19 protein-coding genes are annotated in these 25,461 nt (G+C 57.7%); 11 read left to right on the top strand and 8 right to left on the bottom strand.

The window, feature by feature from the left end:
- The first annotated feature begins 42 nt into the window (after positions 1 to 42).
- The 5 genes from HMPREF2891_RS08515 to HMPREF2891_RS08535 all read left to right on the top strand — a co-directional run bounded on the left by HMPREF2891_RS08515 (position 43) and on the right by HMPREF2891_RS08535 (position 6,534).
- Positions 43 to 1,611 carry an ABC transporter substrate-binding protein gene (locus HMPREF2891_RS08515; protein WP_070664995.1) on the top strand — a complete coding sequence of 523 codons (1,569 nt, stop codon included), beginning with the start codon at positions 43 to 45 and terminating at the stop codon, positions 1,609 to 1,611.
- Positions 1,612 to 1,727: 116 nt separating this feature from the next.
- On the top strand, positions 1,728 to 2,681 hold the full coding sequence (locus HMPREF2891_RS08520) for an ABC transporter permease (RefSeq protein ID WP_070664997.1): 954 nt from the start codon (positions 1,728 to 1,730) through the stop codon (positions 2,679 to 2,681).
- Positions 2,682 to 2,687: 6 nt separating this feature from the next.
- Positions 2,688 to 4,763, top strand: a complete 2,076-nt coding sequence (locus tag HMPREF2891_RS08525) for a dipeptide/oligopeptide/nickel ABC transporter permease/ATP-binding protein (RefSeq protein ID WP_070664999.1) — start codon at positions 2,688 to 2,690, stop codon at positions 4,761 to 4,763.
- Positions 4,763 to 5,614: an ABC transporter ATP-binding protein gene (locus tag HMPREF2891_RS08530; RefSeq protein ID WP_083311326.1), complete on the top strand. Its 852-nt coding sequence runs from the start codon at positions 4,763 to 4,765 to the stop codon at positions 5,612 to 5,614. The genes HMPREF2891_RS08525 and HMPREF2891_RS08530 overlap by 1 nt, the downstream gene beginning before the upstream one ends.
- Before the next feature lie 8 nt (positions 5,615 to 5,622).
- Complete coding sequence (locus HMPREF2891_RS08535; protein WP_034509809.1) at positions 5,623 to 6,534, top strand: dihydrodipicolinate synthase family protein; 912 nt, start codon at positions 5,623 to 5,625, stop codon at positions 6,532 to 6,534.
- 311 nt (positions 6,535 to 6,845) lie between these two features.
- On the opposite strand, the gene HMPREF2891_RS08540 is transcribed toward HMPREF2891_RS08535, so the two are convergent.
- The 4 genes from HMPREF2891_RS08540 to HMPREF2891_RS08555 all read right to left on the bottom strand — a co-directional run bounded on the left by HMPREF2891_RS08540 (position 6,846) and on the right by HMPREF2891_RS08555 (position 11,860).
- A complete protein-coding gene (locus HMPREF2891_RS08540; RefSeq protein ID WP_146002526.1) occupies positions 6,846 to 7,034 on the bottom strand; it encodes a hypothetical protein in 189 nt (62 codons plus the stop codon).
- 5 nt (positions 7,035 to 7,039) lie between these two features.
- Positions 7,040 to 8,500: an NAD(P)/FAD-dependent oxidoreductase gene (locus HMPREF2891_RS08545; protein WP_070618772.1), complete on the bottom strand. Its 1,461-nt coding sequence runs from the start codon at positions 8,498 to 8,500 to the stop codon at positions 7,040 to 7,042.
- 325 nt (positions 8,501 to 8,825) lie between these two features.
- Positions 8,826 to 10,304 (bottom strand): Re/Si-specific NAD(P)(+) transhydrogenase subunit beta, encoded by a 1,479-nt coding sequence (gene pntB / locus HMPREF2891_RS08550; RefSeq protein WP_070665003.1) that lies wholly within the window; start codon positions 10,302 to 10,304, stop codon positions 8,826 to 8,828.
- 5 nt (positions 10,305 to 10,309) lie between these two features.
- Entirely contained in the window at positions 10,310 to 11,860 is a 1,551-nt protein-coding gene (locus HMPREF2891_RS08555) for a Re/Si-specific NAD(P)(+) transhydrogenase subunit alpha (RefSeq protein WP_070618767.1), read from the bottom strand.
- A gap of 218 nt (positions 11,861 to 12,078) precedes the next feature.
- On the opposite strand from HMPREF2891_RS08555, the gene HMPREF2891_RS08560 reads away from it, so the two are divergent.
- From HMPREF2891_RS08560 to HMPREF2891_RS08575, 4 genes are all read left to right on the top strand, one after another.
- Positions 12,079 to 12,864: a class I SAM-dependent methyltransferase gene (locus HMPREF2891_RS08560; RefSeq protein WP_070665005.1), complete on the top strand. Its 786-nt coding sequence runs from the start codon at positions 12,079 to 12,081 to the stop codon at positions 12,862 to 12,864.
- 110 nt (positions 12,865 to 12,974) lie between these two features.
- Complete coding sequence (brnQ, locus tag HMPREF2891_RS08565) at positions 12,975 to 14,327, top strand: branched-chain amino acid transport system II carrier protein (RefSeq protein ID WP_070665257.1); 1,353 nt, start codon at positions 12,975 to 12,977, stop codon at positions 14,325 to 14,327.
- Between the two features lie 28 nt (positions 14,328 to 14,355).
- Positions 14,356 to 16,155 carry an alpha/beta hydrolase gene (locus tag HMPREF2891_RS08570; protein ID WP_070665007.1) on the top strand — a complete coding sequence of 600 codons (1,800 nt, stop codon included), beginning with the start codon at positions 14,356 to 14,358 and terminating at the stop codon, positions 16,153 to 16,155.
- Between the two features lie 26 nt (positions 16,156 to 16,181).
- Entirely contained in the window at positions 16,182 to 17,405 is a 1,224-nt protein-coding gene (locus HMPREF2891_RS08575) for a CapA family protein (protein WP_186822323.1), read from the top strand.
- On the opposite strand, the gene HMPREF2891_RS08580 is transcribed toward HMPREF2891_RS08575, so the two are convergent.
- The 4 genes from HMPREF2891_RS08580 to HMPREF2891_RS08595 form a co-directional block, all read right to left on the bottom strand.
- Positions 17,406 to 18,212, bottom strand: coding sequence for a hypothetical protein (locus HMPREF2891_RS08580; protein ID WP_070665011.1), 807 nt, complete (start codon positions 18,210 to 18,212; stop codon positions 17,406 to 17,408).
- The gene (locus HMPREF2891_RS08585; protein WP_070665013.1) at positions 18,202 to 19,056 is read right to left on the bottom strand and encodes a cytochrome c biogenesis CcdA family protein; all 855 of its coding nucleotides are present in this window, start codon (positions 19,054 to 19,056) and stop codon (positions 18,202 to 18,204) included. The genes HMPREF2891_RS08580 and HMPREF2891_RS08585 overlap by 11 nt, the downstream gene beginning before the upstream one ends.
- Before the next feature lie 3 nt (positions 19,057 to 19,059).
- The gene (locus HMPREF2891_RS08590; RefSeq protein ID WP_070665015.1) at positions 19,060 to 19,845 is read right to left on the bottom strand and encodes a DsbA family protein; all 786 of its coding nucleotides are present in this window, start codon (positions 19,843 to 19,845) and stop codon (positions 19,060 to 19,062) included.
- 95 nt (positions 19,846 to 19,940) lie between these two features.
- Positions 19,941 to 22,502 (bottom strand): lysylphosphatidylglycerol synthase transmembrane domain-containing protein, encoded by a 2,562-nt coding sequence (locus tag HMPREF2891_RS08595; protein ID WP_070665017.1) that lies wholly within the window; start codon positions 22,500 to 22,502, stop codon positions 19,941 to 19,943.
- A 127-nt stretch (positions 22,503 to 22,629) separates the two neighbouring features.
- On the opposite strand from HMPREF2891_RS08595, the gene HMPREF2891_RS08600 reads away from it, so the two are divergent.
- A complete protein-coding gene (locus HMPREF2891_RS08600; RefSeq protein WP_070665019.1) occupies positions 22,630 to 23,418 on the top strand; it encodes a DedA family protein in 789 nt (262 codons plus the stop codon).
- A 20-nt stretch (positions 23,419 to 23,438) separates the two neighbouring features.
- The gene (locus HMPREF2891_RS08605; protein ID WP_070665021.1) at positions 23,439 to 25,403 is read left to right on the top strand and encodes a DUF6541 family protein; all 1,965 of its coding nucleotides are present in this window, start codon (positions 23,439 to 23,441) and stop codon (positions 25,401 to 25,403) included.
- Positions 25,404 to 25,461: the final 58 nt, after the last annotated feature.

Below are 25,461 nucleotides of genomic sequence, written 5' to 3' on the forward strand. Positions count from 1 at the left end.
AGCGAATCCGTTTCATTCCCATCTCAATGGAGAGGAAAAGTTATGAGTTCTTCGAAACGCTGGGCCAAAGTAGCCGCAGTTGCGGCAGCCGCGGCACTCGCGCTCTCGGCTTGTGGCGGAGGGGCAGACAAAGGCACCACAGAAACTACAGGTGCGGCCGGTGATGGTGCACCCACCGGCACCCTGAACCTGGGTGTAGCCTACGAAACCACCAACTACGATCCTTCCACCACGTCCTCAGCCCTCGCAATGGGCTCGAACTGGCACGTAATGGAAGGCCTGTACGAGTTCGACATGGCAACCTACGAGGTCTACCCCGCACTTGCTGACGGGGAACTCAAGCAGGTTTCCGAGACCGAATACGAAGCCACGCTCCGTGCGGATGCCAAGTTCTCCGATGGCACTCCCGTCACCACAAAGGACTACCTCGAGTCCTGGGCACGCACCACGGACGCGACCTCCATCTACCAGCAGTTCTTCGCAATGGTTGACTCGGTAGACGCCAAGGACGACTCCACCCTCGTGTTCAAGCTGAAGTACCCGTTCGCCAACCTGGCACAGCGCCTCGTGAATGTTAAGGTAATTCCCGCCTCCTCCACGCAGGAAGAGATGACGGCATTCCCCGTTGGTACCGGCCCGTACAAGTACGAATCCATCACCGACACCGCCATTGAAGCCGTTCCGAACGAGTTCTACAACGGCTCCAAGCCCGCAACGGTAGAGAAGATGCACTGGGACATCCTGAAGGATGACTCGGCCCGCCTCTCCGCAGCACTGGGCGGCACCATCGACATCATGGAAACCGTTCCCTCGGCGCTGAAGTCGCAGGTTGAGGGCGCCGGCTGGACCATCCAGGAAACCCCGGGCTACAACAACGCGTTCCTCATGTTCAACACCTCGAAGGCTCCCTTCGACAAGCCGGAGGTGCGTCGGGCATTCCACCAAGCCATCGACCGTCAGAAGCTGGTTGAGCAGGGTCTATCAGGAGACGCAGTAGCATCCACCTCGTTCCTGCCCGAAGTTAATCCGGCATACAAGAAGGCCGCTACCCAGTTCGACTTCGACACCGAAGCCGCCAAGGCAGCATTCGCAGATGCAGGCCTCACCGAAATCACGCTGATCACCACCGACCACGCGTGGATCGCAAACCTCATCCCGCAAGTTAAGCAGGACCTCGAGGCAGCCGGCCTGAAGGTAAACGTACAGTCCATGGCATCCTCGGACCTGTACGCAAACTACGCGGACGTTGACGCCGCAACCTACGACGTTGCAATGGCACCCGGCGACCCGTCAGTATTCGGACAGGATCCAGGCATCATCATCGACTGGTGGTACGGCGACAACGTATGGACTCAGAAGCGTACCTTCTGGCAGACCTCGGATCCGGAGAACTACAAGAAGCTCCGCGACCTCGTAGCCGAAGCCTCCCAGCTTGAAGGCGATGCAGCCAAGGCCAAGTGGGGCGAAGCTCAGGATCTAATCGCGGAGAACGCACCCCTCTTCCCGCTGTTCCACCGCACCATGATTACCGGTGTGAACGAGAACAGGGTCTCTGGCTTCCAAGGCATCGGCACCACCGGCCTTGAAGCACTTGGTGTAACTGTCAAGTAACACGTAGCTAACCAAGGGAGGGGCGGGATTACGTCCCGCCCCTCCCTTCAGCTTTACAATAAATCCCATCAAAAATCTGCGTGAGCTCTTAGCGAAGATAGAACAGGAAATGGGTTGTGAACAATCTTCTTAGACTTCTCGGACGGCGCCTCGTCGCCCTCCCGATCATGGTGATTGGAGTGACCTTACTGGTCTTCTTCATCATGTACCTGTCGCCTATTGATCCGGCCTACTCGGCCCTAGGCGAATTTGCCACGCCAGAGGCGTTGGAAAAATACCGGATCGACAACGGCCTAAACGATCCGTTCCTAGTTCAATACCTCAACTACCTGGCAGGCATGATCCAAGGCGACCTCGGATCCTACGGTGTTGGTAGCGCAAACCGCGTCTCCGACCTCGTTGGCACAGCACTGCCAATCACACTACAACTAACCTTCTTTGGCCTCATCATCGCGGTCATTTTCGCATTCCCCCTCGGCATCATCGCCGCCATCTACCGCGGCCAGTGGCCAGACCAGGTAATCCGCGTACTGTCAGTCATCTTCCTTGGAACCCCGTCATTCTGGTTGGCCAGCCTCCTCGTGCTCGGCTTCGTAGGATCATCCCTACCCGTGTCGGGCGCCCTGCCCTCAATCACCGGCGACTTCTCCGGCTGGTTCCTCCGAATGCTCCTCCCCGCCATCGCCCTCGCCACCCCCGTCGTTGGGCAAATGACCCGCGTGGTTAGGACATCAATGGTTGAAGAACTAGACTCCGATTACGTTCGCACCGCACTCGGCGCCGGCATCCCCCGCGCCGTCGTCATCTCACGCAACGTGCTGCGCAACGCACTCATCACGCCCGTAACCGTACTCGGTCTGCGCGTCGGCTACCTGATCGGTGGCGCAGTAGTTATCGAAATCATCTTCAACCTGCAGGGCATGGGACGTGTGCTCGTCACCGGCATCCAAGCGAACTACGTGACCCTGGTGCAAGGCGGCGTGCTCGTTGTGGCAATCGCATTCATCATCGTCAACATCATCGTCGACTTGCTCTACCTGCTAATCAACCCGCGCATAAGGTCGGTGTAAACAGTGATGACTTCAAAAAAGAAAAAGCTAGAAAAAGTCACTCAGCCGGGCGTTAAATTCACGCGCTTCAAGAATATGTCGATCGGTTCGCGCATCTCTGTTTTCGTGATCGCGTTCGTCGTCATCCTCTCACTACTTGCGCCCCTAATCGCGCCCTACAGCCCATCCCAAACCTTCGCCAACTGGGTATCCCCCAGCGGTGAGCACCTGTTCGGAACCGACCACGTGGGCCGGGACATTCTTTCGCGCCTCCTATACGGTGGCCGCTACTCGATTGCCATCGGCCTGTTCGCAGCCCTCGGTGCCCTCCTCGTCGGATCAATCATCGGCGCAATCGCGGCGGTCTCACGCAAATGGGTCAACGAAGTCATCATGCGCATCATGGACGTCATCATGGCGGTTCCTGGCATTGCAATGGCTGCCGTCATGGTCCTCGTGTTCAGTAAACGACTGGACGTAGACAACGTAGGTGGCATCGTCGCCGTCATCGTCATCGCAATTGGTTTCGTCTACACGCCCCAAATTGCACGCATCGTCCGCGCAAACGTCATGAGCGCCTACGGAGAAGACTATGTGCGCGCAGTTATCGTTTCCGGTGCGAGGGCCCCATGGATCGTGACCAAGCATGTTGTGCGCAACACGGCGGCACCCGTCCTCGTGTTCGCAACCGTCCTAGTCGCCGACGCGATCATCCTCGAAGCTTCCCTAACCTTCATCGGTTCGGGCTTGCAGCCAACCATGGTCCCCACCTGGGGTAACGTGCTTTCCGAAGCCTCATCGTCCGGCTCAATCCTGGCGGGCATGTGGTGGACCGCAACATTCCCCGGCATCATGATCATGCTGACCGTCCTTTGCCTCAACATCCTGTCCGAAGGCATCACGGACGCAATGGTGGCAGCTCCCGCATCCAGCCAGAAGGTGCAAGCCGTGTCCGGCGAACGGAAGGAAGACCGTCTACTCCTTGACCCGCGCCTCGCCTATGCCGAGCAGGCCGAATCCCTACAGGAGCGCATCAATCAACTAGCTGTCGTTGAACGCGAACGCACCGACCGGTTTGCCCCCGTAGAAAGCGGCAAGGTGCTACTCGAAGTCAAGAACCTGTCAATCAAGTTCCCTCGCCACGGCGACGTGAACGTTGTAGACGGCGTCTCATTCTCGGTCCGCGAAAACGAAACCATGGGCCTCGTAGGAGAATCCGGCTGCGGTAAGTCCATCACCGCGCTCACCATCATGGGCCTAATCGACCCGAAGGCACAGATCACCGGTGAAATCCTCTACCAGGGCCGCGACCTGCTGAAGATGACGCCCAAGGAGCGCCAGAAGCTGCTCGGTCACGAACTGGCAATGATCTACCAAGACGCCCTATCTTCGCTCAACCCCGCAATGCTGATTCGCTCCCAAATGAAGCAGCTAACCAGCCGCGGCGGCACCCGCAGCGCAGAAGAACTTCTCGAACTCGTCGGTCTGGACCCCAAGCGCACGCTCGAGTCCTACCCGCACGAACTCTCCGGCGGTCAACGCCAGCGCGTCCTCATCGCCATGGCCCTAACCCGCGACCCGAAACTCATCATCGCAGACGAACCCACCACGGCACTCGACGTCACCGTTCAACGCCAAGTGATCGATCTGCTCAACGAGCTTAGAGAAAAGCTCGGCTTCGCCATGGTGTTCGTATCACACGACCTCGCCCTCGTGGCCGAAGTCGCCCACAAGATCACCGTCATGTATGCCGGTCAAGTTGTAGAGCAGGCAACCACCTCGGAACTGCTCACCAACCCGGTACACGAGTACACGCGCGGCCTCCTCGGCTCCGTGCTTTCAATCGAAGCCGGATCGGGACGCCTCCACCAGGTTCCCGGCACCGTGCCGTCACCGCGAGACTTCCCCGACGGAGACCGCTTCGCGCCCCGCTCATCACACCCGGACGTCGGCCTGCACACCAAGCCGATCACCATGAGCATTCCGGGCGTCAGCCACAGGTACGCAGCTGAGCCAGACAGCGCTTGGATTGAGGCCGGCTACGAGCCGCCCAAACAGCCAGGCAAGCCAGTTGAAACCGAGTTGAATGAGGAGGCAAAATAATGGCTAGCAAAGCTTCAATGCCAGAACTCGCCCCTTACGATGGGCCCATCATTGAGCTACAGGACGTCAATGTAACGTTCAAAACCCGTACCGGCTCGGTTTTTAGCCCACACAAGGTTCACGCTGTGCAAGACGTCAGCATGAAACTTATGCCCGGCAAGGTCCTCGGCCTCGTGGGTGAATCCGGCTCCGGAAAGTCCACTACCGCCAACGTTATGTGCGGCCTGCAGTCCGCAACGTCGGGCAAAGTGTTCTTTCGCGGCGAAGAAGTCACCAAACGGTCAGCCGCTGACAGGCGCAAAATCGGGCGCGTAGTATCCGTAGTATTCCAAGATCCCGCAACCGCATTGAACGCCCGCATGGCTGTACGCGAGCAGCTGATGGACCCTCTTCGCGTCCACAGAATCGGTAGTGAAGCTGATCGGGAAGCCAGAGTGGAAGAACTCATCCAGATGGTGGGACTACCTCATTCGGCTCTAGATGCGCTTCCCGGACAACTTTCTGGTGGCCAGCGTCAACGCGTCGCTATTGCGCGTGCCCTCTCGCTCAGCCCAGACGCGATCATCGCAGACGAGCCCACGTCTGCACTAGACGTGTCAGTGCGCGCTCAGATCTTGAACTTGCTGATGGATTTGAAGAACCAACTCGGCCTCGCAATGGTCTTTATTTCTCACGACATTCAGACCGTCCGCTACATTTCCGACACTATTGCTGTGATGAACTCCGGCAAAGTTGTGGAACAAGGCCCTGCGAAGCAGCTGCTCGAAAACCCACAGCATCCATACACAAAGACTCTTCTCGGTGCGGCACCATCACTGCTACACCCGGATCTAGGAACCCCTAAGGCTTGAGGAAAATAATGAAATTCCACGGAATCATTCCCCCTGTTGTAACCCCACTTACCGACGATCACGAACTTGATGTCGTTTCTTACGAGCGGTCTTTGAATCGTATGATCGAGGCCGGTGTAGACGGGTTATTCGTACTGGGATCGTCCTCCGAAGTTGTGTTCTGCACGGACGAGCGGAGGCGCCAAATTGTCGAAACGGCACTGCGCGTTGCCGATGGCCGCGTGCCCGTCATGGTTGGCGTTATTGACACGTCCACTCCTCGCGTCCTCGAACACGTGCGCGTTGCGGAAGAAATGGGTGCCGACGCGATCGTTGCCACCGCCCCGTTCTACGCAATCGTTGGACAAAAAGAGGTTGAGCGCCACTTCCGCCTCATCCACGAGGCCACCGACCTGCCAATCTTCGCCTACGATCTGCCGCAGTGTGTCCACATCAAACTGCAGGGCGACATGCTCGTGCGACTCGGCGTTGACGGCGTACTAGCCGGTGTCAAGGACTCCTCGGGAGACGACGTAAGCTTCCGCTACCTGACGATGGCTAACGACCTTGCAGGCCACCCGCTACAGGTATTCACCGGACATGAAGTTGTAGTTGACGGCGCATACCTGTCCGGCGCGGACGGCTCCGTTCCCGGCCTCGCCAACGTTAACCCGGATCTGTACGTAGACCAGTGGAAGGCATACCAGGCCGGTGACTGGGATCGAGTTCGCGAACTCCAAACCCAGGCCGCACGCCTCATGCGTATCACTTCGGTGACCCGCGGCGAGTTCGGCTTCGCTGCCGGCGTAGGAGCGTTCAAAACCGCTCTTAACCTGATGGGCGTCTTTGACTCCGCGCAAATGCCAGAACCAGTACTGCCTCTGGAGGGCGAGAACCGGGTAGCAATCGCCCAGGTTCTCAAGCAGGAAGGCTTGCTGTAAAACTGCAGGAAGACCTACTGTAAAACCGTTCGGGTCCGAGAAATAAAGTTTCGGACCCGAACGTAAAACATGGGGGCGGCCCGAGCTTTTACTCGGGCCGCCCCCATGTCATCCCATCAACACAATGCAAGGTTTTCAGTCTCGAGGAAACAAATCCGAAAACAGCGCCTCGCTGATCTCCTCAGCGATCAATTAAAATGTAAGCCCCTATTCTGGGTAGGGCTTAAAACTAACCTGGAAGTTTCTTGGGAAAAATTTTGGTGGACCACTTTCGTGGCCCACCAAAATCAGTATTCAGCTAAGTAGCGCGGTTACATGCTTCGACGCACGATGTCGAGCGTGCGAATGTTAAACATTGCAAAGCGTACAAGCTGGTAGGGAATGAAGTTCCGCTTGAACGTCGTGTACTTGGTTGGAAGCGGTGCGCGTGCAAGACGTGCAGCCGTTCGCGGGTCAAGCTGTTCGACAGTCTTCATTGCTTCCGCAGTTTTTTCTGACATGTTGATCACTCCGGCAGTAGGTTCCAGCCCGGAAGAGCCTTCGCCTTGTAGATGAACAGGTAGTGGTACAGGATCTTGACCCAGTGGCCGAACAGGCCGAGCTCACCCTGCGTGAGGGTGGGGTGACGACCCGTTTCGGGGTACACGGTGTTATCCGGAACAACCGGGTACATGACCATCGCGGCAGCGGAGCCGGAAAGCATGTTGCGACCGGTAGAAGCATCACAAATCGCGCCGAGATCACCCAGGGATGCCTCGCGAAGCGGAGCATTGGGATCGTTTAGGCGATCGAGGATGGACTCAGCAACCTTAGCTGCCATCGTGCCCGAAGGCTGGCCGGTGCGCGGAGGCGCCGGAGCAATCATCGTGCCGTTCGGCGTCTTGGTCGGCTCAGAAATTGCGTGCGGCGGAGCGAACGCAATACCAACAGCAAACATGTTGCCGTAGGTCGGGTTCTGGTAGGTGCGCGGCCAGTCCTTTGCACGCCACTCCTCGTAAGGCTTCGGCGTGTAGTCCGCGTCAACCTTCATGAAGCCCGCCGGGTTGAAGACAACGTCAGAAATGTCATTGCCCTCGCGGTCGAATGCCTTCATCGGAATACCCGTGAACGGAGGTAGAAGCATAGCGAAATCGTAGTCGAGATCGTGCTCTTCACCGTCAGCGTTCTCGTACGTCAGCTTGTCGGCCTCGATATTCTTGACCGCAACCTGAGCAATAGCCTTAACGCCACGCTCGCGGAAAATGGACTCGGTCCACAGCTGTGAGGTGGTGTAGTAGCCGTCCTGCTTGAACGTCATGCCGCCAACGCCAAGGTCGCCCAGCTTCGGCTCGTTCGTGATGTAAACGATCTCAGCCTTGTCGCGCACGCCGTGCTGACGAAGCTCGAAGTCGGTGTTGAAGGTGTATTCGAAAGCAGCGCCCTGGCAGGTGCAGTTACCGGCGCCAGTGCCGATAACAAAGCGGAGGCGTTCGCCATTCTTCATGCGGTTAACCGCGCGAAGGAACTCCTCACCGCAGACCTCAGCGTGAGCGTCGGTGCACACGGACTGCGTGTAGCCGCCGTCCGGGCCAAGACCCGGCGTTGCCGCGAAGTTCAGCTTCGGGCCGGTTGCGTTAATCAAGTAGTCAAACTCAACGCGATCCGTCTGGCCTTTATGAGCTGGATCGGTGTATTCGAACTCTACCTGCGGACGCGGGTTATCTTCCGTGCCCTCCGGGTAGATGTTGTGAGCGGCCGCCTGGCGGAAATCGATGCCGTACTTTTCGTAAAGCGGGCGAAGTTCGAAGACCACCTTTTCACGAGGCATTGAGCCCGTGCCAACCCAAATGTTGGAAGGAACCCAGTTCCAGGTTGGTTTTGGCGAGACGACCACGACTTGATGTTCTGTGTTCTTTAGCTCTCTTGCGAGGATCATCGAGGCCGTGTGACCAGCGATGCCTGCACCAAGAACGACAATTTGAGCCACGGTGTTTCCAATCGTCGGAATTGAAATATGACAACAATAAATTAAGCTCAGCTGACACAACTTTGTGCTCTTAACTCACTGCGCTGTGCGGGTCGAGCTACATCCTCAATGCTAACAGGACGCCCGCGTGTTAGCCACGTCACCGAGTCGAAAAACAGCTCAAAATATGTGACTTCGTATACGACACCTCGAGAAAATGTGATTAGCATCTCACGTCTGTGTGGATAAAGTGAGCAGTGAATCCCCTCTGAAAACGCCTTGATCCAATCCAAGAAGAGACGAAGGGCGCGAGCCGATGCCCGCGCCCTTCCAGCTCAGCGCTGGTTTATAGCGCTGCGATGATGTTCTCTACCGAAGCCTTTGCGTCTCCGAACAGCATCTTTGTGTTCTCCTTGAAGAACAGCGGATTCTGTACGCCCGCGTAGCCGGTGGCCATGGAGCGCTTAAACACGATCACATCGTGGGCGTTCCACACCTTCAAGACCGGCATGCCGGCAATCGGCGAACCCGGCTGCTCAGCTGCTGGATTCACCGTGTCATTAGCGCCGATGACGAGGACGACGTCCACATCATCGAAATCGTCATTCACCTCGTCCAGTTCCTTAACGATGTCGTAAGGGACCTTCGCTTCAGCCAGTAACACGTTCATGTGGCCGGGTAGGCGACCGGCAACCGGGTGGATGCCGAACTCGACCTCGACGCCCGCGTCGCGGAGCTTGCGAGTCAGGTCCGCAACCGGGTACTGCGCTTGCGCAACAGCCATGCCGTATCCCGGGGTGATCATGACGCGCTTCGCGTCCTTCAGCAGCTCGGCAACCTCTGATGCTTGGATCTCTTGATGAGTGCCCTGCTCTTCGTCGCCGGAAGTTACCGCGCCATCCGAGCCGAATCCGCCCAGGATTACCGAAATGAACGAGCGATTCATGGCCTTACTCATGATGTAAGAGAGGAAGGCACCGGAAGAACCAACGAGGGCGCCCGTAATAATCAGCAGGTCGTTGTTCAACATGAAGCCGGCGGCGGCCGCAGCCCAACCGGAGTAGGAGTTCAACATCGACACAACCACAGGCATGTCTCCGCCACCAATAGCCGCCACGAGGTGGAGGCCGAATGCCAAAGCGATAAACGTCATCAGGATCAGCATCGCTGTTGCTAGCGGCGTAACACCGCCCTCGCGAATAAATACCACCATGATGATCAGCGTCACCACTAGGGCCGCCAGGTTGATCCAGTTGCGGCCGGGTAGCATCAGCGGGGCGCCCTTAATCTTGGCCGACAGCTTCAGGTAGGCAATGATCGAACCCGTGAACGTGACCGCGCCAATGAAGACGCCCAGGTAAACCTCACCCAGGTGGAAACCGCCGAGTAGCTCGGCCTGCGCATCTGGCGCCAGGTAAGAGTTGTAACCCACCAGCACGGCGGCAAGGCCAACAAACGAGTGGAGTAGTGCGATGAGCTCGGGCATGCCGGTCATCTCGACGTTGCGTGCCTTCCAAATGCCGATCATCGCTCCAATTAGCATTGCCACTGCGATCAACATGGCAGTGACGGCTACACCGCGATCGGGGTTGGAAGATATCGCCAGCGCAATCGTGGCGATGAGCGCAATGGTCATGCCAATGATGCCCGCATTGTTACCCTTTTGGGCGGTTTCGTGCTTAGACAGGCCTGCGAGGGCGCGAATAAATAGCAGTGCCGCGATGATGTATGCCAACGACACGAACGTTTGGACGCTCGATGCGGAGGTGGCTTCAACGGGAGCGGCAGGAAGCAGAGTGCTCGCTTTAATGAGAGAAGTAAACATCTATATCAGTCCTTCTTGAACATGGCGAGCATGCGGTGCGTGACCGTGAAGCCACCAAAAATGTTGATGGAAGCCACGACAATCGCAATGAACGACAGGGTTGAGACGAGGAGGTTGCCGGAGCCAACCTGCAAGATTGCGCCCACCAGGATGATGCCGGAAATCGCGTTGGTTACAGACATGAGGGGCGTGTGCAGCGAGTGGGTGACTGAGGTGATCACGTAGAACCCGAGGATAATAGCCAGGGCTAGAACCATATAGTGACCGAGCACGGGCGCGGGTGAAACCCATACCAGAGCCAGGCCAAGAACTGCCGCTACCAGAGTCCAGATAAACCGGTTGCGCTTCTTAGCGGCCTCCTTCCGTGCCTCTTCTGCCGCTTGAGCGGCTTCGAGTGCCGGGTCTGGCTTGGGGGTAGCAGCGGCGGGGGCCGCCGACACCTTTACCGGAGGGGGTGGCCACATCACATCACGCAGATGCGTGATGGTAATGCCGCGCACAATCTCGTCCTCGAGGTCGAAAACGATCTGTCCGTCCTTTTCCGGCGTCATGAGCTTTAGCAGGTTCACAATGTTTTGGCCGTAAAGCTGCGATGACTGAGCGGGTAGCCTGCCCGCAAGGTCGGTAATGCCCAGAATGATCACGCCATTATCGGTGACTACGCGCTCGCCGGGAACCGTGAGTTCGCAGTTGCCGCCATTTGCGGCGGCCATGTCGACGATGACCGAACCGGGCTTCATACCGGCAACGGCCTGGGCGGTGAGCAAAAGCGGCGACTTCCGGCCCGGCACGTTTGCCGTGGTGATGACGATATCGGAGGTCGCGGCTTGCTCGGTGTATAGCGTAAGTGCGGCGTCACGCTGGGCGTCGGTCATCTCCTTGGCATAGCCGTCGGAGGAAACCTCGCTGGCTGCTGGAATGGCAACAAAGTTGGCGCCCATGGATTCGACTTGCTCGCCAACTTCGGGGCGAACGTCGGTGGCGGAAACCTGTGCACCCATAGAGTTTGCGGTGCCGATTGCGGCCAGTCCGGCAACGCCTGCGCCAATCACGTAAACGCGTGCGGGTGGCATCTTGCCAGCGGCCGTGACCTGGCCGGTGAACAGGCGGCCATATTCGGCGGCGGCCTCAATGATGGCGCGGTAGCCGGCCACGTTTGCCATTGACGAGAGCACGTCCATGGATTGCGCGCGAGAAATGCGCGGAACGGTGTCCATGGCGAGGGCGGTGATGCCTCGGGTCGCAAGCGCTTCGATGAGCTCCGGGTTACGTGCGGGAGCTAGGCGAGCGATGAGGGTTGCTCCCTCGTGCATCATGTCTAGCTGACTCGTGGTGGGCGCATCGAGCGCTAGCACGATGTCGGAATCCCAAACGGTCTCTGACGTGGCGATGCGCGCGCCGGCTTCTTGATACTGCGCATCGGGGTAGCTGGCTAACTCTCCGGCGCGTTCTTCGAGGGCAACTTCGTAGCCCAGTGCTATAAGTTTTTTGACTGTATCGGGAGTGGCCGCCACAAGTGGTTGCCCGTTCCCTTCTTTTGGAACCCCTATGCGCAAAACTGCTCCTTTGTGTTCGAGGTTAAGGCGGCTTTACCGGTTCTTTAGTCCAAGAAGCCGCAACTACTTACGAGAATAGCGGGAAGGCAAGACGATGCAAACGCCGCGTTGGGATTTCCCATAATCCAAAATGACATGTCGTAAACGTAGTGATTTGCGCGACTTTTCGCCCAGTTTTGCCGCGTGGTACGTTGTGCGAAGGAGTTGAAGGAGGATATGTGGGCGCTTGTGATCCGTGGGATGAGAGCGCGCCGGCTAACGCATTTGAGCGTGCCGGCAGTGAGTATCAGGATTATCGTCCTTCATATCCGCCCCAGTCAGTGAGGGCAGCCTTAGGCGTTGAGGATGCACGTGGCTTGCGGGTTGTGGATGTGGGCGCAGGCACGGGTAAGTTTTCGCGCCGAGCGTTGGAGGCCGGGGCGCGCGTGTGGGCGGTGGAGCCCGCGTTGGCGATGAGGCGCCAGCTGGCTGCTGCGCAAAAGAATTACCCGGATGATCTGCAGGTAATTGAGGGAGTCGCTGAGGCTACGGGTCTGCCACAGGGGTTTGCTGATGTGGTGGTGTTTGCGCAGAGCTGGCATTGGGTTGATCCCGGCGCGGCACTGGTAGAGGCGGCAAGGCTTCTGCGCCGAAATGGGCATGTTGCGATCGTGTTTAACCAGATGGATGTGTCGATTCCGTGGGTGCATCGCCTGACTCGAATCATGCGCTCGGGAGATGTTCACACTCCCTCCCGGCCCCCGATACTTGGCGGAGGATGGACAGCGCCCTCGTTGCATAAAACTGATTTTGTATCCGGCCTCGATATTGAAGGGGTGAAGGCGCTGGCGCGCACACGCTCGTCTTACTTGAAGTCCACGTCGGCGAACAGGCAGAAGATGCAGGCGAACTTGCAATGGTACCTGGCGGAGCATCTTGGCTATGGCAAAACGGACGTTATCGAGATCCCGTATTACACACTTGTGTGGAAAACGACGCTGAAATCTGGAGCATCTGATATCTAACAGCTCACAAAATGGCTAATTTCTCCAGAGAATGGACGGATTAGCGGAGATTTCAGCAATCTTGATAATAATGTGACCGTCCGATTTTCGTTTGAAAGATGGTGCGCAAAATGCGTAACAGTCGCACTTACGTGCTTGTAGTAACCGGTATGGCTTTGTTCGCAATGTTTTTTGGTGCGGGCAACCTTATTTTCCCCGTCATGATTGGCGTGGACGCTGGCGTTTCGTTCACGCCCGCGATTCTAGGATTCCTAGGAACCGGTGTGCTACTACCTGTTCTAGGCATTGTTGCGGCCGCTACGTCGCAGGAGGGCGTGACGGGCATTTCGTCTCGCATTGGTAAGTATCCGGGCTTGGTGTTCACGATTGTGATCTTCCTGTCCACGGGCATGCTGTATGCGATTCCGCGCGTTGGTACGGTTAGCTACGAGATGGCGGCGGTACCGCTGATTGGCGCTGAGCGTGCGGGCTCGGGAGCGCTAATGATTTACACGGCAGTGTTCTTCACGGTCACATTCTTCTTGGCGCTTAATCCGAAGGGATTCTTGGATCGCATTGGTGCGTGGCTGACGCCGCTGCTCCTCGTTTTGCTGGTGGTATTAATCGTGGCCGCGATGGTCAAACTTCCTGTAGCGATGGGAGAGCCCACCGCAGAGTATGCCCAAACTCCGTTTGCTGAGGGCCTACTGAAGGGCTACTTCACGATGGATGCGATCGCCTCCCTGGTGTTTGGCATTGTCATCATCTCCTCGCTTCAGCACTCTGGCTTGTTCAAGACGAAGAACCAGGTTTTTGCTGGCACCGCCACGGCAGGCGTAATCGCGGGTGCGCTCTTGGCCGTGTTTTATCTTGGTCTTGGCCAGATCGGTATTCGCATGAGCCCGTTTAACCCGGATAACGGTGCCGAGGCCTTGGCCATCGCTTCAGTGGAACTGTTCGGGTCAGGACGTCAGGCACTGTTCGGCCTGATCGTTGTGCTCGCTTGCCTCACTACCGCGGTTGGCCTGGTTGGAGCGTCATCGCAATACTTTATGACGCTGTTCCCGCGTATCTCGCGCATCCAGATGGTTTCTATCCACGTGCTGGTTTCATTCGCCCTCGCAAATCTCGGTTTGCAAACAATCCTTAACGTGGTGGCTCCAATCAACCAGCTGATCTACCCGATTGTTATCTGCATCGTCTTCATCGCCCTGTTCGATATTTTCGTACCCGGCGAACTCTACTGGACGTACCGACTAGCGGCTTGGTTTGGCGCGTGCTTTGGCGTGTTGGAAGCACTGCGTTCGATCGGTGATTCGTTCAACTGGCTACTGCCGTTCCTGGATTCGTTCCCGCTGGGGCCGGTCAACATGTCGTGGGTTACTCCCGCGTTGCTGGGCTTTGCTATCGGCCTGATTATCGACACTGTTAAGGGAGACCACATCTGGACCAAGCGTCCAAACCAACAGTCTGTGGAAGCCTAACTCGCACTTGTCCCATAAGATCGAGAGCGTGGATACAGTTCGTCAAACAAACGTGGCGCTTGCACGCGACAGTACGTCGCGTCTCAAGCGATTCGTATCCACGCTCTCAGATTTTTCGCCATCGTCGAGGGCTGGGATGGTGCTCGCGGCGATAATGTTCGTAATCTCGATGTCGCCGTCTCTGCTACCACGCATGTGGTGGTGGCAGGGCGTGGTTTCGGGCATTGTGATCGAGGTTAGTTATGCGGTTGGTGCGCTGGCTGGCTGGTTACTGAGTCGTATTTGGCGCGGTGCTGACGTGCGAATCAGCGCGAACCCGAAGTGGGTGAGGGCTGGCAAATGGATACTTTCGATAGTCATCGGTTCGTGGGCTGCGTGGATGCTGGTCAGGTCGTTCATCTCAAATAATCGCGCTGCCAGGCTCATGGGTTTTACGCCTCTGAGTGTTATTGACTATCTGGCTGCAACCGCGATGGCCATATTAACGGCCGCAGTAATCGCAGGGCTCGCGATTTTGATTGTCGGACTGTGGCGCTGGGTTGCGAAATGGGCGTCACGCCTGCTTCCCAGGTGGGGTGCGGCCATTGTAGCTACGGTAATTCTAGCTGTGCTGTCCACTTTCTTGATCTCAGACGTGTTGTTCACGCGCGGCATGGAGTACGCCTATCGTACGTTTGCGGCAGTGGATCAGGCGGAAGAGGAAGGCGTGACTCGTCCGGTTGTACCACAGCGGTCGGGGTCGATCTACTCGTATGAGAATTGGGACAACATTGGCAAGCAGGGCAAAAGATTCCTGTCTAAAGGGCCGCGAGCGCAACAGATCGAGGAGGTGACGGGCCGCGAGGCGATGGAGCCGATCCGTATTTACGCGGGTTTGGCCGAGCATCGCAGTTTGGAAGAGAGTGCCCGCGTGGTGGCTACCGAGATGCAGCGTACGGGCGCCCTGTCGCGTTCGGCGCTCATGATTGTGACCACTACGGGCACCGGTTGGGTAGAGGAATGGTCTGTTCAACCGTTCGAGTATTTGACCGGCGGAGATTGCGCGATTGTCGCAACCCAGTATTCGTACGTGCCTTCTGCCATCGCGTTCTTGCGTGAGTTCGACCAGCCGGTTACCGCCTCGAAAATCTTGTTTAAGGCTGTGATTGATGAAGTGAATAAGCTTCCCGAGGATGAGCGTCCCGCGGTTTATCTTCAGGGCGTGTCTTTGGGCGCGTTTGGGTCGGAGTCGATTTTCGAGGATGAAGCTAGCCTGCTCGAAAATGTGGATGGCGCGGTGTGGGCGGGAACGCCTAATGTGACGCGGCTGTGGCAGAAGCTGACGCATGAGCGCAATGGGGGTAGCCCGATGATCGCGCCGGTGGTGAGTAGCGGGCATAATATTCGTTTCGCTACGAAGCCGGAGGATTTGCGGGCCGATATTTATGGCCGTGACCTGCCTCAGTGGCAGTATCCGCGTGTCGCAGTGTTGCAGCATGCTACGGACCCGGTGGTGTGGTGGAACACGAACATTATCCGTCGCGAGCCAGATTGGCTTAAGGAGCGCCCGCCTTCGGATTTGAATCCGGACATGCAGTGGACGCGACTAGCCACGTTCATTCAGGTGAGTGCGGATCTTCCCGTTGCCGGTTTGGCGGCGGACGGGCATGGCCACGTTTATCACCGCGAGTTCATTCCTGCGTGGGCCGAGGTGCTTGGCCTCGTGAATAATGGGGAGTCGCAACGCTATACGGGAGTAAATCCGTATCGTGGAGCGGATATTTCGTGGTTTGACTCGAGTGTAGAGAGTGCCATTTCTGCAGCAATTAGTAGTGATTTGTACGACTAGCAGATAGTGAGGGGCGGGTGGTTATGGTGAGGTCTTTCAGGCCACTGATTGGTTTAGGGTTAGCCGCAGCATTGGGGCTGGCCGCTTGTTCGCCTTCGCACGAGGCCGAGCCGGTTGTCGAAACGCAGCCTACACTTGCGGCTACGCAGCCCACTGAGCCTGAGGTCCAGCCGGTGACTTTCACGGTTGTGGGTACGGGTGATGTGCTGTCGCACATGCCGGTGGTGGAGCATTCGATTCAGGCTGATGGTTCTTATGATTACGCGCCGTTGGTAGCGGATATAAGGCCGTTTATAGAGGGTGCGGATTTGGCGCTTTGTCACCAGGAGGTTCCACTGACGCGAGATGAGGCTTCTGCGCACGGGTACCCGGTTTTTGCCGCGCCGGCTGGGTGGGCTAAGTCAACGGTTGGTTTGGGGTATGACGGTTGCTCAACGGCCTCGAATCATTCGTGGGATCGAGGTTGGGATGGCCTTGTTGAGACGGTGGAGATTCTGCAGGAGAACGGTCTGGGAGCTGTGGGCACGTCGGTGTCTGCCGAGCAGTCTCCCATCCAGTATTACGAGCTTGAACGCGCGGGCCGCAAGATTTTAGTTGCCCACCTCGCGTATACGTACGGGTTGAACTATGAGTATGTTCCCGAGGTCGAGCAAAACCCCTGGCTGGTGAACATCGATAACCCGGACCGCATGATTCAGTTGGCAAAGCAGGCGCGAAGCGAGGGAGCCGATGTAGTGATCGTTTCCGCGCACGGCGGCATTGAGTATCAGGCGGAACCATCGCAACAGCAGGTGGAATGGGCGCAAACGCTTGCAGATTCTGGCGTGGTTGATCTTTACCTGGGCCACCATGTGCACGTACCGCAACCTATCCAACAGTTTGAAGGCGGAGTTGAAGGCCAGGGAATGTGGGCGTTCTTCGGTACGGGCAACCTCGTGTCAAACATGGGGCCGCACATGGGTTGGGGAACGCAGAACGGTTACATTGCCCAAGCAACCATCACGGTTCCCGCTAAAGGAGCTGCCACTGTGGATGAGGTGGGCTATACCGGCCTCGTGTTGGATACGGACACGAACCACGTGTACGTTGCTGCGAATTACAATCAGGCGGATCACCCGGAATCACTTCTGTCGAATCAGACAAATGCCGCGTACTACGGGTATTTGAAAGAGGTGATGGGGGACGCGAAGGAGATCACGCAGGCGCCCGCGAATCCGGCCGTTCCTGCAAGGGTGATTGAGCGCCGCTAGTTAGATCAGCACGTAGAACGCGCTGATGAACAGGAATTGAGCTGCGATTGCTGCCCATAGCGTAGTGAACATGCGACGCAGCGCGAAAGTGCCGGCGCCGAGAACGGGCCCGAGGATTACGAGAATCACGCCGTTAGTGAGGGAGGGTGCGGTGGTGGCGATGGGAATCATCCACAGGATTGAAAGCAGTAGAGAGGCAAGTAACGGTTTTGCGTCGGTACGGGAGAGTTTGCGAGCCTGAGCAATCACGAGGCCGCGTAGCAGGTATTCTTGCGTGAATGCCCAGCAGAAAGCGGCGAAGAGGCCGGTTATGGCACCCGTGGGGGTGACTTCGCTGTCGGCAAGGCCGAATGTGATGACTATGAGGGCGCCGAGTGTTGCGAGAGTTCCAGCCAGCCACCACAGGCGTGAAATGCGTGGTTGGACGTTGATTTCGTAGAGTGGTTCGGGTTCTGACGATAGTGCGGTGCCCAGTAGAAGATCATCCGAGGTGTCGAGGGGCGGAGCATACGTAGGAGCCTTGCCCCCGTTCTTGGGGAGCACGTATTCGGGTTCGCGCCAGATGATGTGCGTGAGGTGGGCGCGCACCGCGAAGTACTTGACGAGCATTGCCCCGAGAATCATGGGGATTGCAACCTCGTAAATGGCGAACATTGGCTCGCGCAGACGCAGCAAGGCGGGAAGGGGCTCGTAGCCGTTGGAAACTACCCAGAAGTGGCCGGCAAGGGTAGTTGCGAAAACAAGGGCGTATACGGCGAAGTACTGGAGCAGCAGTCTGATCCAGAGTCTTCGCGTTTCACTTGCCACGGTTTCGCCTTTCTTTCACGGTTACGATGATGAGGGCGATGAGGACGGCCGCGAATGCGAAGAAGAGCCATCCGGGCACGCCGGCAACGCTGTTTATGATCTTTGATTCTAGTTCGACTTGTTGCGTTGCGGTGAGGATGGAGGGCAGCCCGGCTTGTCCGCCAAAGAATACGAGTACGGCTCCAAGAATGACGAAGATGGTGCCGGAAATGATGTTCATGCGAGTGGTCCACCGGCCAAGTAGTTTGGCGGGTTTGGGTTTGAGCCAGCTCTTTTCACTGAGGTTGAACAGTTCCCATAGGAGGGCGAGGAGGGCAACGGGCAGGACCATGCCTATCGCGAAGGTGGCCATGAGCAGGGCGCCGGTCAGAGTGGACCCGCCAAGGGTGGCGAAGGAGAGAACCGCACCGAGGATCGGCCCGGAGCACCCCACGCCGGCGATGGCATAGCCGATGCCCAGCAGGAATACCGCAAGGTTGGTAGGCGCCCCTGCACCGCCCTCTTGATTGCCCGCTGATTTAGGGGCCATGAGCGAGGATGCCCAGCGCGGCGTGGGTATAGAGATGGCGAACATTTGGATGATGCCGAGCGCCATGATGAGTAGACCGGCTACCAGGGTCACTGTTTGAGAATAGCTGCGGATCAGGGCTCCGAGGCTACCTGCGAACGCTCCGAGAGGGACCAGCACGATGATGACGCCGAGGGCGAATACGAGGGTTCGGGCAAGCAGTGTTTTTCGCGAGGTGAAGGCGTACGCGAAGAACGCGGGGAGGAGCATGGCAGCGCAGGGCGCGAAGATCATGAGGGCGCCGCCAAGGAAGGCAGCTAGGTAGCTGATTTCCATGGGTTATCCTGCTAGTTCTAGCTGGCGCTGGATGGTGTTGATGAAGTAGTCGACGGGTTGGGCACCTGAGATTACCGCGTCATTGATGATGAAGAATGGCGTGCCGGTGATGCCGATTTTCATCATGGCATGGTCGGTTTCTTCTTTGACGGAGGCCGCAGTTTCGGGTGCTTTGTAGTCGGCTTCGAATTTGTCTAGGTCGGTAATACCAATGGTCTGGGCAATTTCGAGGATTTTTGCGTCGTCGTAGGTGGGGTGATTGCCGGCTCCGGCCATGTCGTAGGCGGTTTCGGTGTATTCCCAGAACTTGCCTTGGTTCGCGGCGGCTCGTGCGCCGTGTGCGGCTTTGTCGGACCCGTAGTTCGGGAAGATGGTGAGGTCGTGGAACTCGATGCGCAGTTTGCCTTCGTCAACGAGGGGTTTGAGCTGCGGGTAGACGTTGGTGAAGAAGACGGTGCACATGGGGCAGGAGAAGTCTTCGTAGGCCACCATAACGACGGGAGCATCCACTTTGCCCAATGCGCGCGGATCGCCGTCTTCGCGCCGCGGTTGGGCGCGAAGGAGTTCCAGAATTTCAGGCTTTTCTTGCGAGTTGGAGTATTGGGGGCGCTCATCCTGCGATTGCGCTGCTTCGGGTTCCGTCGCGGCCGTTGTCTGCTCGTTAGGTACTGGCTGTGCTTCTGGCGGGCTAACGCTTGCGCGACCAAGGAAGAACGAGATCACCATGGCGAGGATTATCGCGTTGACGATCAGGATGTTCTTGAGAGTGGTGGTTGAAGTCTTTTCCATGTCTAAACACTCACATAACTTGCGTGGCTTGTCATCTTCGGCGGGGATTATTAGTTGTTTCGCGGATTGGTGTGCCCGCGTCACGGATTTGGGGGCTAGATGAGGTTGCGGCGCTGCAGGATGCGCAGGGCGATCCAGCCTAGTGGCGCCCTGGCGTAGAAGGTTACGAGGCGGTAGACGAGGGCAGTGGAGATGGCGATACCGGAGGGGATACCCGCGACGGTGAGGCCGGCCGTGAGTGCGGCTTCGACGGGGCCGATGCCGCCCGGTGCGGGGATGACGGAGCCGAGGGAGGTGGAGGCAAGGAATGTGATGGCCAGTGTGGTGACGTCAAGACTGTAGCCGAATGCGGCGAGGGATGCGCCGAATGCGGCAACGTAGGAGACGGTCATGATGAGGTTGCCTAGGACACCGATAGCTAGTCGTTTTGGCTGGCTGGCTACCCATACGAGGCGTTCCCAGATTTGGTTCCAGCTGGGCTGGATTTTTTCCCAGATCATGTTGCGCAGTTTGGGGATGACGAGGATGATCGCCACGATTGTGACTACTGTGCCTATCACGTAGACAAGGGTGCCGGATGGAATTTCAAGGGTTGTGGAACGTCCGGTTACAAGGATTACGAGTAGTAGCGTGATGACGGTTGTGGCGAACTGGGTGAATTGGATGAGGGCAACCGTGGCTAGACCAACGGGTGTCGAGACGCCGCGCTTATTTAGGTAGCGCAGGTTGAGGGCAGCGGGTCCAATACCGGCTGGGGCAACGAGGGATACGACGGAAGCACCAATTTGGACGAGTGTGGTTTCACGCAGGTGGAGTTTTTCAGGTACGAACCAGGACAGCGGCATGGCGGCACCCACGTAGGTGAGTAGGCCGAGGGCGAAGGCGCCAAGAATCCACCAGGGGTTGGCGGTTTGCACGGCCTCGTATACGGCTTCGAAGTTGAGGGATCCGAGGATGACCCACAGGGCGATGACGCCAATGATGGCAAGGATGACGGTTTTGAGCGAGAAACGAGTGAGCGGTGTTTCGGGCACCTGTTGGGGAGGAATCTCGCCAATCATGTTTTGCCGCAGTTCGTTCAGAAGGCCGGAGCGGCGTAGCTTCGCGCGCGTGGGGGCGGGGAGCGCAACTTTTTGAAGTACGGGCGCGGTGAGTTGCAGGGTGAGTTGGCCGAACACGCGGTTCGCGGAGGCGAGGGCGCGTTCAGGTGTGGTGATGAGGGCGAGGACGGTGAGCATTTGTGCAATGTCAATGTGGCGGTTGACGTTGGAGGTGGCAACTTGGCCTTCGTCCCAGCCGAGGATCCACGTGCGGTCGCCTTCATCTACGGCTAGTGAGGTGGCGGTGATGGAGCGGTGGGCGATGCCGCGGTGGTGGGCTCGTTTTAGTTCGGTGTAGAAGCGGTCGAGGATTTCGTCGGTGATGCGTTCGGGGGGAAGTTCGGTTAGGGGGGTGGCGTCGAAGACGGGTTCTTGGACGGTGAATACGGAGCTTCCGGCGGAGGTGACGGCGATGGGCTTGGGCGTCATAACGCCGGCGTTGTGTGCGGAGATTTTGACGAGGAGGCCGCGTTCGGCCGTGGCTTGTAGGGATGGCGCGATCCATCGACTGAGGTTCTTCAGCCGGATGTTGCTCCACAGGTCGTGGATGAGGGAGGTGTATTCGGTGTCGGGGTCGAGCACGATGAGGTCGTATTGGGTGCCGGTTGTGTCCCAGCAGACGTAGTGGCGGTCGGATTCGGCGGCGAGGCTTTTCAGAGTGCTGAATTCGAGGGTGCCGGGGTCGTGTTCGGCGGCAGCTTCGGGGCTTTCGATGAGGGGAAGGTAGGCGGTGCTCCAGCTGTTTTGGTCGCCGGTTTTTTCGGTGACAATGGTGGTTTCAAGGGGGTGCTGCTCGGTGTCAAGGTCGGCGCGAACAATGCGCGTGGGCGTGATGCCGATTTGGAGGAGTCCGTCAACGAGGTCGGTGGGGCCGCCGCGTTCTTCGCGGTAGCCGAGGACGTAGCGTGAAAGTAGTCCGATGGCTCGCCCGATAAGGAGGGTGACAAGGGCGGAGGGAAGGGTGAGGGTGCCGCGGAGCACGTAGATGAATGCCATGGCGTAGAGGAATATCCACGTGTAGCGTACGGCTTTGGATTCGGAGGCTTCGGATGCGCTGGTGAGGAATGCGGCGAGGACGGCGATGAGCGTATCGAGGGCCAGGTATGTGCTGGTGATGCTGGTGATGGTTAGGGGGCCGGTGATTTCGGAGGGGAGGTGGGGGCCGGCGGAGATCAGCGCGATCATGAGTAGCGCGGTGACGGTTGTGGTGATGATGGTTTCAACGATTTGACGCAGCCGTCCGCGGATGGCTAGTTGAACGATGATGAATATGGGGGCGGCCAGGACCACGACGGATTCGACGAGGGTGAGGGGCAGGAGCAGGATTTGGCGGAGTACACCGGATAGAGCGCTACGGACGTCTTCGGTGACGGCGATGGTAGTGGATTGAGCGAAGGCGCCGATGAAGATGATGAGCGCGATGGCAAGGAGTGCCAGGGTAGTGTCAATGAGGTCGCGGGTGCGACGTACGCGAGTGCTGCGCCGGTCGGCAACGAGCACGGGGCCGCGTAGGCGCGATACGGGCGTGGGCTCGTAGCTTACTGGGGTTGCGCTCATGGTTATAGCTTACGTTGAGTTGGCCAGATAGTGGTTTTTGGTGAACCTAACAACACTTGTGTTTTGCGTTGAGGCTTTGTTTGCGGGCGCGGTTAGGCTGTTGTCGAACTGTTGTTAGGGGGATTCCTTGTCGCTTACTTTTGCTTTTGCTGATGCGATTTCGGATTTGGTTTTGCAGGTGGTGCCGGGTGCGCCGTCTTGGTTGGAGACGGTGATTGAGTGGTTTAAAGATCCGGAGACGCTGCTGGTGGCGATGGGGCCGTGGGTTTTGGCTGGCGTTGCGCTGATTGTGTTTATTGAGTCGGGCGTGTTGTTTCCAGTTTTGCCGGGCGATTCTTTGGTGTTTTCCGCGGGTTTGTTGCATTCTCAGCTGGGGTTGTCCCTGTTTGTGTTGGTGGCGACGATTACGGTGTGCGCGGTAGCGGGCTCGCAGGTGGGTTATTACATTGGACATCACTGGGGCAGGCGCCTGTTTAAGGATGATGCGCGGGTTTTGAAAACCGAGTATTTGGTGCAGGCGGAGAACTTTTTTGTGCGCTACGGGGGACGCTCGTTGGTGATCGGCCGTTTTGTGCCGTTTGTACGTACGTTCGTGCCGATTGCGGCAGGTATAGCGCGGTATAATCACATGCGGTTCACGCTGTGGAACCTGCTGGGCGCACTGCTGTGGGGTACGGGCCTCACACTGGTGGGAGCGGCGCTGGGCGGTGTGGCGTTTATTCATGACAATTTGACGGTGATCATTTTCGTGATCATTTTCGTGTCGCTCTTGCCGATGGTGTTCGAGTACGTGCTGCACCGTATTCGTAGCAAGAATGAGTTTGATGTGGCGGAGCAGATTGCCGAGGCTGTTGTTGGCGATGACGAGGAGGCACCGTCCTCATCTGCTTCTAGCTCTTTTTCTGATTCGGAGTAAAACCGGCGTTAGGTTAGTGGATGGACTGGGTTTTACAGCTGCCAATTTTGGTGGCAATGCTGCTGGTTGTGGCGCTTCCAGGTTGGATGTGGTTGCGCGTTTTTAGCTTCCGTTTTGCGGATAGGCGAGTGGGCACACTGGTACAACTTGCCACCGCTCCGCTCCTCGCATTTGGCTTGCTTGCGGTTTTAGCTAATCTGGCGCCCCGCTTGGGTATCCGCTGGTCGGCGGGCTTCGCGGTGACTACGCTCATGGTGGTTGCGGCTGCTGGATTTGTGGTTGATTTGATTGTTCGTCGAGGACGCCGCGCGGTGGCTGCCGGGACTTCGCCTGCGAGGTGGGATTGGCCCCTGATTGGCGCTATTGCGGGTGCTGTCACGATTGCGGCTCTACCGCTGCTGGTGTTTGCTGATCCGCGTAATCCACTGCAACAGTGGGATCCGTCGTTCCACTACAACGGCGTGTGGCAGATGGTGCATTCGGGCGACGGTTCGCTGTTTGGTTTGTCTCCGATGTTCTCCCTGATGGGCGAGGCGCGCACCTACTATCCGTCTATGTGGCACGCGTTCGTAGCTTTGTTTGCAACGCCTTCAACTGTTGTGCAGACGGTGAATACGTCTTCCCTGGCGCTTTTGGTTTGGTGGATTGTGGGGATGGCGGCCTTCGCTCACTACCTGTGGGACAATCGCGTGGCAACTCTTACTGTGCCGGTGCTCGCGTCGCTTACTTTGAGTTTCCCAGCTGACTTCGTGTCGATGTACGCGCAGTGGCCTAACGCGGTTTCAATGGCGCTTCTGCCCGGCCTGTTGACGCTGGCGTGGGTGGTGGGAAACGCATGGGTGCGAGCCCTGTTTTCTTCCAATCAGTGGCGCGCCACCACGCTTTGGACCGCGCTGTTCCTGCTCGCTGCGCTGGGTGCGGTTGCGATCCATCCGATTTCTTTCTTCAACGCGCTAGTGTTCGTGCTTGTTCCCTTCGCGGCTGCGATGGTTCGCCTGATGTGGGGTGCGCGTAAGGCTGGTCGCCGCGGCCTGGTCGCATTTCTGGGTGTATCCATGGGCGGGGCCCTCTTACTGACGGCGCTCGCGGTGTTTAATCCGCGGACTCTTGCCACGGCTACTTTTGAACGTGAGCGCTCATTGATAGATGCACTGGTACGCCCGTTTATGCCGGTTCCGCCGTTCCCGTTGGCACCGGGTTTTGTACTTGCGATGGCAGTGTTTGCCGGATTGTTAGTGCTTGGTTTGATGCGTGCGCGAAAGCTTTCAAAGTCCCGCTGGCTGATTGGCACGTGGGCGATGTTCGCGGTTCTTGTTTTCTTGGCGTACGCGCCAAACTTCGGCCTGCAGATATTAACCGGTCCGTGGTATTCAGATCCGCGCCGCTTGATGGGTGCAATGCAGGTTGTGATGGTGCTTTTGTTCACGCTGGGCGCTATGCGCTTTTCGGCGTGGTTGCGGCAAAAGAAGTCAATGCATAGGGCTCTTCCGGTGCTGCTGATAGTCGTATTGAGTGGCGTTGGCGCTATTGATTCGAGGTCATTGGCAGTGCGTTCGGTTTATGACCCGCAGAATCTGGGCCCGGCAGGTATGGCGTCTAGTGAGCAGATCGATTTGTTCCGCACGGCCGGATCTGTGCTGCCCGGTGACGCGTTGGTGCTGGGTGATCCGTCGGTGGGAACAGTATATTTCCAGTCGCTGGGAGGCGTGCGCGTGGTGTTTCCGGGCTTGTCTAACGCGGATGTAGATGCGGACGTGCGTGCTTTGCAGTGGAATTTCAATCAGCTACACACAGATCCAGCGGTGTGTGAAACTCTTAACCGGATTGGCGTAACCCACTTTTACGAGGGTGCGGACAGGCCGTACTATCGCACGCTGCGCTCCGAGGTTCGCCCGGGTTTTTACGGGGTGGATACGTCTCACGGTTTTGAAGTTGTGAAGAGCGTTGACGGGGGAACACTGTACGAGCTGACGGCCTGCAGGTAGTTAAATTCTGCAAACCTCCGGTTAGAATGTCTGCAAATATCCGGCTAGACCGCCTGCA

The organism is Actinomyces sp. HMSC065F11 (genome assembly GCF_001813085.1).
Taxonomy (GTDB): domain Bacteria; phylum Actinomycetota; class Actinomycetes; order Actinomycetales; family Actinomycetaceae; genus Gleimia; species Gleimia europaea.

Coding starts and splice junctions, on each gene's coding strand:
- HMPREF2891_RS08515 (WP_070664995.1), top strand. CDS start 43: ATGAGTTCTTCGAAACGCTGGGCCAAAGTAGCCGCAGTTGCGGCAGCC.
- HMPREF2891_RS08525 (WP_070664999.1), top strand. CDS start 2,688: ATGACTTCAAAAAAGAAAAAGCTAGAAAAAGTCACTCAGCCGGGCGTT.
- HMPREF2891_RS08530 (WP_083311326.1), top strand. CDS start 4,763: ATGGCTAGCAAAGCTTCAATGCCAGAACTCGCCCCTTACGATGGGCCC.
- HMPREF2891_RS08535 (WP_034509809.1), top strand. CDS start 5,623: ATGAAATTCCACGGAATCATTCCCCCTGTTGTAACCCCACTTACCGAC.
- HMPREF2891_RS08540 (WP_146002526.1), bottom strand. CDS start 7,034: ATGTCAGAAAAAACTGCGGAAGCAATGAAGACTGTCGAACAGCTTGAC.
- pntB (WP_070665003.1), bottom strand. CDS start 10,304: ATGTTTACTTCTCTCATTAAAGCGAGCACTCTGCTTCCTGCCGCTCCC.
- brnQ (WP_070665257.1), top strand. CDS start 12,975: ATGCGTAACAGTCGCACTTACGTGCTTGTAGTAACCGGTATGGCTTTG.
- HMPREF2891_RS08585 (WP_070665013.1), bottom strand. CDS start 19,056: ATGGAAATCAGCTACCTAGCTGCCTTCCTTGGCGGCGCCCTCATGATC.
- HMPREF2891_RS08590 (WP_070665015.1), bottom strand. CDS start 19,845: ATGGAAAAGACTTCAACCACCACTCTCAAGAACATCCTGATCGTCAAC.
- HMPREF2891_RS08595 (WP_070665017.1), bottom strand. CDS start 22,502: ATGAGCGCAACCCCAGTAAGCTACGAGCCCACGCCCGTATCGCGCCTA.
- HMPREF2891_RS08605 (WP_070665021.1), top strand. CDS start 23,439: ATGGACTGGGTTTTACAGCTGCCAATTTTGGTGGCAATGCTGCTGGTT.